This window comes from Vibrio sp. Vb1729 (assembly GCF_033338655.1).
GTDB lineage: Bacteria > Pseudomonadota > Gammaproteobacteria > Enterobacterales > Vibrionaceae > Vibrio > Vibrio alginolyticus.
In genome coordinates this window covers 61,359-70,043 of sequence record NZ_JAWOTB010000014.1, presented here as the reverse complement: position 1 = coordinate 70,043, position 8,685 = coordinate 61,359, and the positions used below count along the sequence as shown (strand labels likewise).

Annotated in this window: 8 protein-coding genes; 2 read left to right on the top strand and 6 right to left on the bottom strand. The window is 45.3% G+C overall.

Going from position 1 to position 8,685, the window contains the following annotated elements; translation table 11 throughout:
- Positions 1-1,003 precede the first annotated feature (1,003 nt).
- Entirely contained in the window at positions 1,004-2,575 is a 1,572-nt protein-coding gene (locus R7E29_RS09480; RefSeq protein WP_258631127.1) for an ABC-F family ATP-binding cassette domain-containing protein, read from the top strand.
- The gene (locus R7E29_RS09475) at positions 2,572-3,729 is read left to right on the top strand and encodes an MFS transporter (RefSeq protein WP_054577286.1); all 1,158 of its coding nucleotides are present in this window, start codon (positions 2,572-2,574) and stop codon (positions 3,727-3,729) included. Before R7E29_RS09480 ends, R7E29_RS09475 begins: the two co-directional genes overlap by 4 nt.
- Positions 3,730-3,803: 74 nt before the next feature.
- On the opposite strand, the gene fis is transcribed toward R7E29_RS09475, so the two are convergent.
- The 6 genes from fis to aroQ form a co-directional block, all read right to left on the bottom strand.
- Entirely contained in the window at positions 3,804-4,100 is a 297-nt protein-coding gene (gene fis / locus R7E29_RS09470; protein ID WP_000462885.1) for a DNA-binding transcriptional regulator Fis, read from the bottom strand.
- Between the two features lie 23 nt (positions 4,101-4,123).
- Positions 4,124-5,092, bottom strand: coding sequence for a tRNA dihydrouridine synthase DusB (dusB, locus tag R7E29_RS09465; RefSeq protein ID WP_005382505.1), 969 nt, complete (start codon positions 5,090-5,092; stop codon positions 4,124-4,126).
- Between the two features lie 139 nt (positions 5,093-5,231).
- Positions 5,232-6,119, bottom strand: coding sequence for a 50S ribosomal protein L11 methyltransferase (gene prmA, locus R7E29_RS09460; RefSeq protein WP_005382507.1), 888 nt, complete (start codon positions 6,117-6,119; stop codon positions 5,232-5,234).
- A 165-nt stretch (positions 6,120-6,284) separates the two neighbouring features.
- Positions 6,285-7,628, bottom strand: coding sequence for an acetyl-CoA carboxylase biotin carboxylase subunit (gene accC, locus R7E29_RS09455; protein WP_005382509.1), 1,344 nt, complete (start codon positions 7,626-7,628; stop codon positions 6,285-6,287).
- Between the two features lie 14 nt (positions 7,629-7,642).
- The gene (gene accB, locus R7E29_RS09450) at positions 7,643-8,104 is read right to left on the bottom strand and encodes an acetyl-CoA carboxylase biotin carboxyl carrier protein (protein ID WP_005386355.1); all 462 of its coding nucleotides are present in this window, start codon (positions 8,102-8,104) and stop codon (positions 7,643-7,645) included.
- A 61-nt stretch (positions 8,105-8,165) separates the two neighbouring features.
- Entirely contained in the window at positions 8,166-8,615 is a 450-nt protein-coding gene (aroQ, locus tag R7E29_RS09445) for a type II 3-dehydroquinate dehydratase (protein WP_005382360.1), read from the bottom strand.
- Positions 8,616-8,685: the final 70 nt, after the last annotated feature.

Sequence of the window (8,685 nt, the reverse complement as noted above, 5' to 3'; positions counted from 1 at the left end):
AGTTGGTTAGAATACCGGCCTGTCACGCCGGGGGTCGCGGGTTCGAGTCCCGTCCACTCCGCCACTTATATTAAGCCCCAGTCGAAAGACTGGGGCTTTTTTCGTTTTGGTTCCCCGACTTACCTTAAACCCACTTTCGTATTGAAACCTTGCATCGAGAGGCCGGCTTCCCTCTGGCGATGCTTTCTAAGCCCTGTTATGAGTGAAGTGAAACTCAGTTTTGTGTGGTTTCTACTGAACCGGGTCCTAGTATTGAGCGCTAGTTCTCAGCCCTTGTGCTTACTTACCAAAGCTTCCTTTATTATTACCTGGAAAATTTATTCACTAGGTTATGTTATTTTCGGGGGAGATTTCTCTGCTTTAGATGTTTTGATTTAGCCATAGGCGCTTATTAATATAAACTCAGCGCATTTAAAACTTTCCAAACATGGATTTTGTTTTGTCGACCTATTTAAGCCAGTGTCTTAAAGTATATTCGCTACTTCTTCCCTCTAACCCTCTCCAACCTTCAAAGCCACCACTACGTACGTATAACGTGAGCGGTATAGGTGCTTTCATAGCTGTGTTTGCTGAGTAAGCAGTTCACCTGGCACATTGACTGAGGAAAAGTCTTCTTTCTGTGGACCTTCGTGTAAGTCACGATAGTTTTAATAATTATCTGGTACTTTTTATTCTAAAGGTGTACGCTTCACATCGAATATTTTTTCGACAGTAAATCATGTTATATCTCTTGTTTAAAAGCTTTGTAAGAAGGCTGAACTCCGTGCAAAAAACGCGATGAAGTGTTGCCCGGAGTCTTAAATTAATCTTCATCAGGTGTTTTATGCGTGAGTAACTTCGCTGAAGTTATACGCAGGCGTCTGTACACCTGATAAAAGAGAAGAGATGGCCGGTGATATTTCATCATCGGCCTTTTTGTATCTGTTAAGCAGCTACAAAGCATTATCCAGTATTGAAATAAGGGCCGGTATTGATCACCGGCCCTTTTTATTTGGTTAAAAGCATGAGTATTTTACAAGTTAAAAATTTGTCTTATCAGATCGCTGATAAGAGTTTATATAACAACGCGACATTTCGAATTAACGTGGGAGAGAAAATAGGTATCACTGGAGCGAATGGCGTTGGAAAAAGCACCTTATTAAAACTGCTTATTGGTGAATTATCTGCAGATAAGGGCTGCATTGACTGGTTACCAAACCTTGAGGTGGGGTATTTAGAGCAACATTTTAAGATGGATAATGCGCTGACGGTTTATGAATGCTTAAAGAGTGCTTTTGAGAACTTATACGCTGCCGAGCAGAAGCTTTGGACTTTGTATCAGGCGATGACCGAGTCTCACTCTACATCTCTTTTAAGCCAAGTCGCTCGGCTACAGGCATATTTAGAAGATGAAGACTTCTATGCAATTAATACCAAAATTGAACGAGTTGCTGTAGGTCTTGGTATTTATCAATTTGGCTTAGATACACCGCTTGTCTCGCTAAGTGGCGGTCAAAGACACAAAGTCCTTTTAGGCAGGTTGTTACTTCGCAACCCCGATGTGTTAATTCTTGATGAGCCGACAAACTATCTTGATGCTCCTCACATTGAATGGCTAGTCACGTTTCTCAATGATTACATTGGCACAGTTTTACTGGTTTCTCATGATGTTGATTTCCTTAATCAAGTAGCGACCAGTATTTGTGATATTGATTATCAAACGGTTCGAAAATACAGCGGCACTTATGTCAAAGCAATGCAGCAAAAGCATCACGATGGTGCTTTGATAGAAAAGCAATATAAGGCTCAGCAAAATGAAATTCGAAAGTTAGAGCAATTTATTGCCAAAAATGGCGCTGGAGTTAACGCGAGTCTTGCTAAAGGGCGTAAGAAAAAACTGGATAAAATCGAACGTATTCAACTGAATAATGTAGAGAAAGTATCGACGTTTGACTTTGCTTACCAGCCCATTGAGCAACCGAATGTGGTTGAGGCAAAAGCGTTGATGATCGGTTATCAGCAGCCTCTGCTTCCAGTATTTGATATCACGTTAGCGCGCGGGGAAAAGTTGGTTGTTGCTGGCTTTAACGGCGTGGGTAAGTCGACCTTACTTAAAACCCTGATGGGGGAGAGCGAGCCACTCTCTGGTGAGGTGGTATTGGCAAAAGGTGCAATGATTGGTTATTTTTCTCAAGATTTGTCTTGGCGCCATCCTCAGAACACGCCTGAACAGGAGCTGTGCTCTTGTGCGCCAACAATCTCAAGCAAAGAGTCACGCAAGCTATTAGCTCGCTTTGGGATCTCGGGGGATAAGACGCAGCGCCACTTAGATACATTGAGCGGTGGTGAGCAAACTCGGGTGAAACTGTGTTGTTTATCGGTTCAGAAATGCAATGTTTTGCTGTTGGACGAACCAACAACACATTTGGATAGCAGCAGTAAAAATGCGCTTAAAGAGGCTCTCCAGCGCTTTTCCGGTAGCGTGATTGTGGTATCTCATGAGAAGGCATTTTTGCAATCTTGGCCTGATAGAGTTTTAGATATTTCGTTGCTCACTTGTGCTGAATCGAAAACAGAACAGGAGGTGGAGCTATGATGCAGTCCATGATCCTATTTCTCGTTGCTTTTCTTGTTGGTGTTGATGAGTTGATGCTTGGATCTATTCTTGAACCCATCGGAAATGATTTAAGTGTTCAACCGAGTCAGGTTACCTTATTTATTACGGCATATAGTTTAGCCATAGCAATTTGCGCTCCTTACTTGGGCCGTTTATCAGACCGAGTTGGGCGTATTCGTATCATGGTGCCTGCTTGCTTTGTATTTGGGGTTGCGTCTATTACGACGGGCATAGTTCATGATTTTGAACTTGCTATTGCAACTCGAGTGATCACTGGTATTGCAAGTGCAGGCATGTTGCCAATTGCATTCGCGTTAGCGGGAGACGCGAAGGGTAATAGAGCGATGCGTCAAATTGTGATGGTTCAGGCGGGATTAACGCTAGGTATGATAACTAGCCCTGCGATCGGAGCATTGTTGACCCAGCTTTTATCATGGCGTGCCGCTTTTATTATTTTGGGCGTTGCGGCTCTTCTTGTCAGTGCTATGAGCGTAGTGTTCATGAATGACCAGCATGATGAGTCCAAAATGTCAGATGCTCTGCCACCTATAACAGGTGTAATTCATGTTCCTGGCGCGTTGAGGGCGATTTTAGCGATGTGTTTAGGTCTAGGGGGAGGTATTGGTGTATTTAACCTGATAGGCCTTCATATTCGAGATACCAGCGATTTGGCGCTCGGTTGGGTGGGCGCTATTTATGCAGCTCTAGGGATCGTGAGTGTGGTTGGAAATATGTGCGTGGCGAGAGCTTCTCGCTGGCTTGGTAGCTCTCGAGCCGTTATGCGAGTGGCTTTAATGGTGTGCATACCTTGCAGTGCATGGGTGTTCTCAAATGAGATGAGTACGGTGACCGCTTATCTTCCAGCTCTAGTGCTCTGGTCTCTTGCTGGAGGGGTTGGTTCTCCGGCATTACAAGCACATATCGCAAGCTTATCTGATGAATATCGAGGTGTGTTAATGTCTTTTGGAATGAGTATGATGCACTTTGGTGTCGCGATTTGGTCTGCCTTGGCGGGCTTCGCGTATTCTGTAGGCAATGAATGGGTCGCTTTCGTGGCTTTCCTATTGTTTGGCTCAGCAGTAGTTATCTTAAAGCCAGTTGGTAATACTGAACAAAGTGAGCGTTATTCGTAGTGTTTTAGTAGATAAAGAAAAGCCGTTACCTAAAAAGGTAACGGCTTGTTCCAAATACTTTTTGAAAAACGGTCTTAGTTCATGCCGTATTTCTTAAGTTTCTTGCGAAGAGTACCGCGGTTGATACCCATCATAGTTGCTGCGCGAGTTTGGTTACCGCGAGTGTACTGCATGATAGTATCTAGTAGTGGCTGTTCAACTTCAGCTAGAACTAATTCGTATAGTTCTGTTACTTCCTGGCCGTTTAGTTGAGCAAGGTAGTTTTTAAGAGACGCTTTAACAGAGTCACGTAAAGGCTTCTGAGTAATCTGGTCTTGTGACGTTACTGTAGTTACTGTTAATGCTTCTGAAGTCAGATTTTGTTCGAACATATTCGGTCTAGCTCTTCTCTTAATTATGATGCAACGTTATCAAAATAACCTTCTAACGCCTCAATTTGCAGCGGAGCTGCGTCGATAGCGTTGAAGGTACGGCGAAACTCACTTGCCTGTTCATGCTCTTTCAGGTACCACCCAACGTGCTTGCGCGCGATACGTGGACCTAAGAACTCCCCATAAAACTCATGCAGAGCATTTACATGACCAAGCATAATGGTTTTCACTTCCTCAGTTGGAAGTTCCTCCATTGTGGTGCCGTTTTCCAAATAGTGATGGATTTCCTGGAAAATCCAAGGACGACCCTGGGCAGGGCGTCCAATCATTAAAGCGTCCGCACCGGTGTACTCCAGTACAAATTTGGCTTTCTCCGGGCTATCGATATCACCGTTCGCGATAACCGGAATTGAAATCGCCTCTTTTACCGCTTTAATGCTGTCATATTCGGCCTCACCTTTGTACATACATGCTTTCGTTCTGCCATGCAGAGCAAGAGCTTGTATGCCGCAGTTTTCGGCTAATTTAGCGATCTGGACACAGTTCTTGTTGTCTGTATCCCAGCCAGTTCGAGTCTTTAACGTTACAGGAACGTCCACTGCATTCACGACCGCTTTCAAAATCTCTTCGATAATGTTTGGGTATTGAAGCAGAGCAGAGCCCGCTAGCTTCTTATTCACTTTTTTTGCCGGGCAGCCCATGTTGATGTCGATGATTTGTGCACCGTTCTCAACACTGAATTGAGCTGCGTCCGCCATAAGCTGTGGATCGGAACCCGCAATCTGTACAGAGCGAATGCCCGATTCGCCCTCGTGTACCATGCGCTGTTTCGACTTTGACGTTCCCCATAGTTTTGGGTTAGCAGACATCATTTCACTGACGGCCATTCCCGCACCATAGCGAAGACACAACTCGCGAAACGGTCTATCCGTTACACCAGCCATAGGGGCTACGATTAGATTGTTCTTAAGTTGATAGTTTCCGATTTTCAAAACGTCATCACAGTTCTGTACCAGCAAGGGCGCGCATTTTACGCATTTTTTCACTGCGTGAAAAGACTAATATTTGAGCATTTACAAATTGTTTTTGTAAATTGTATGAATTTCAAACAATTAGCTCTGAAAACCTTGTCTAGCCTTGCTTACGACCAGAGATGCGACACCATTCACTTTGCTCAACAATCGGGTCAATGTGAAGCTCGTCACGGTAATAGTTCGCAACATCTTCAGCTTGAGTGTCTAATACGCCGGACATAGCGAGGTCGCCATTTGGCTTAACTAGTCCTTTGATGATAGGTGCAAGTTCACGTAAAGGTCCCGCAAGGATGTTGGCCACAACGACGTCAGCGACGAGACCTTCTGGTTGATTTTGCGGTAAGTAAACTTCTAGTTTGTCTGCAACGCCATTACGCTCAGCATTGTCTTTTGAAGCAAGCAGGGCTTGAGGATCAATGTCGATCCCTATCACTTTTTCAGCGCCCAGTTTGATCGCTGCGATCGCAAGAATACCTGAGCCACAACCGAAGTCGATAACGGTCTTACCGCTTAAGTCCATGCTTTCTAGCCACTCAAGACAAAGTGCTGTTGTAGGGTGAGTACCCGTACCGAATGCAAGGCCTGGATCCAACATAACATTAACAGCGTCAGGATCTGGAATGTCGCGCCAGCTTGGACAAATCCATAAGCGTTCACCAAATTTCATTGGGTGGAAGTTTTCCATCCATTCGCGTTCCCAGTCTTTATCTTCAAGCTGTTCTACTTTGTAAGCAAAATTGTCAGCCAGCATATTGCTCGCTTTAATTTGGTCGATGATGAAGTTAGTGTCTGCTTCTGCATCATACAGTGCCAGAATATCAGTATCGCCCCATAAGCGAGTTTCGCCAGGTAGAGGTTCGAATACAGGTGTATCCTGCGCGTCTAAGAATGTAACAGACAGCGCGCCAGTCTCTTCCATTAGCATATCGCCGATTTGCTCAGCGTTTTCATTGGTCGCGTTGAGTTTGATTTGAATCCAAGGCATTGGTTTTTGCTCTTAAAGTGAATGAAGTGGCGCAGAGTTTACCAGAACTCTACGATTTGTTTGAGTATATACCCAAATAAGCCGATTTATATGTTGAGCCCTTCGCGTACATATAAAACAAAAATGCCCACGGGAGTGGGCATTTTTTAAGACGTTTGCTTAGGCTTATTGTAAGCCAAGCTTCTTCTCTAGGTAGTGGATGTTTGCACCACCGTGTTGGAAGTTTTCGTCATTCATAATGGAGAATTGCAGTGGCACGTTAGTTTTGATGCCTTCGATGATCATCTCACCCAGTGCGTTCTTCATACGTGCAATCGCTACATCACGGTTCTCACCGTAAGTGATCAGTTTACCAATCATTGAATCGTAATGAGGTGGTACTGTGTAGCCTGTGTAGATATGAGATTCCCAACGTACACCCATACCGCCAGGAGCGTGGAAACGCTCGATCTTACCCGGAGATGGTAGGAAGCGCTCAGGGTCTTCTGCGTTGATACGACACTCAATCGCATGGCCACGGATCTTAATATCATCTTGAGTGAATGACAGAGGCTGACCCGCTGCAACGCGAAGCTGTTCTTTGATTAGGTCGATGCCAGTAACCATCTCTGTTACTGGGTGCTCTACCTGAATACGAGTGTTCATTTCGATGAAGTAGAACTCACCGTTCTCGTATAGGAATTCAAACGTACCTGCGCCGCGGTAACCGATCTCGATACATGCACGAGTACAGCGTTCACCGATGTACTTACGCATTTCTTCGGTGATACCAGGTGCTGGAGCTTCTTCCACTACTTTTTGGTGACGACGTTGCATTGAACAGTCACGCTCACCAAGGTGGATTGCGCCGCCTTGACCGTCAGCAATAACCTGAACTTCAACGTGACGAGGGTTTTCTAGGAATTTCTCCATGTAAACCATGTCATTGTTGAACGCCGCTTTTGCTTCAGCACGTGTCATTGCAATAGCTTGGATAAGGTCTTTCTCTGCGCGAACAACACGCATACCACGACCGCCGCCGCCGCCAGATGCTTTGATGATTACTGGGTAACCAATGCGCTTAGCAAATGCTTTGTTTTTCTCTTCGTCATTGTCTAGAGGGCCGTCAGAACCCGGTACACAAGGAACGCCTGCTTTCTTCATTGCATTGATAGCAGATACTTTATCGCCCATTAGGCGGATAGTGTCTGCCTTTGGGCCAACGAAGATGAAACCACTGCGCTCAACTTGCTCTGCGAAGTCTGCGTTCTCAGACAGGAAGCCGTAACCTGGGTGGATAGCCACAGCACCAGTCACTTCTGCTGCAGAAATGATGCGTGGAATGTTTAGGTAGCTGTCGATACCACGAGCAGGGCCGATACATACGGTTTCGTCTGCGAGTAGTACGTGCTTAAGATCGCGATCCGCTGTTGAGTGAACAGCGACGGTCTTAATACCTAATTCTTTACAAGCGCGAAGAATACGAAGTGCAATTTCACCTCGGTTCGCGATGACTACTTTGTCTAGCATAAGGCAAGCCCCGCTTATTCGATTACAACAAGAGGTTGGTCGAATTCAACTGGTTGGCCGTCTTCAGCTAGGATTGCTGTAACAACGCCAGATTTGTCCGCTTCGATTTGGTTCATCATTTTCATTGCTTCAACAATACATAGAGTATCGCCAGCATTTACTTTCTGACCCACTTCTACGAATGCTTTAGAGTCTGGGCTTGGAGAGCGGTAGAAAGTACCAACCATTGGAGAAAGAACTTGGTGACCTGCAGGTGTTGCTGCTGGAGCTTCTGCTGCTGGCGCTTCCGCTACTGGTGCCGCTGCTACTGGAGCAGGTGCCGCCGCTGGAGCTGCTGCGTAGTGAATTGGTGCTTGAGGAGCTGCAGTGCCATGACGGCTGATGCGCACTGACTCTTCACCTTCAGAGATCTCTAGCTCAGCAATGCCAGACTCTTCAACTAACTCAATTAGCTTCTTGATTTTACGAATATCCATCTTTTCTTTCTCTTTTATCTTGTGATTAAGACAACCCTCGTAGGGTTGCAGAGTGTTAGGGTTACTTTGCCTGTAGCTTATTGATCGCTGCAGACAGAGCAAATTCATAACCTTGTGCGCCTAAACCGCAAATCACACCCTCTGCTTTATCTGACAGATAAGAGTGATGACGGAATGGTTCACGTGCGTGCACATTTGATAAGTGCACCTCAATAAATGGGATGGCGACGCCAAGTAATGCATCTCGCAGCGCCACACTAGTATGAGTGAAAGCCGCTGGATTGATGATGATGAAGTCAATCTTGCCATAGGCAGCGTGAATGGCTTCAATCAGTTCGTACTCACGATTTGATTGTAGGTGTTCCAGTTCTACCCCAGCGTTATGGGCTTGCTCTGTAAGAGTATCCACAACTTGAGCTAAGGTACTGTGACCATAGTGTGTCGGTTCGCGCAGACCCAATAGATTAAGATTTGGTCCGTTTAGAACAAGAATCCGTGACTTTGCAGACATTGTGTTGCTATCTTCCCTTATCGTGAGTGGAACGTTTATATTCCCAAATATACGATAGTTCAGCACGATT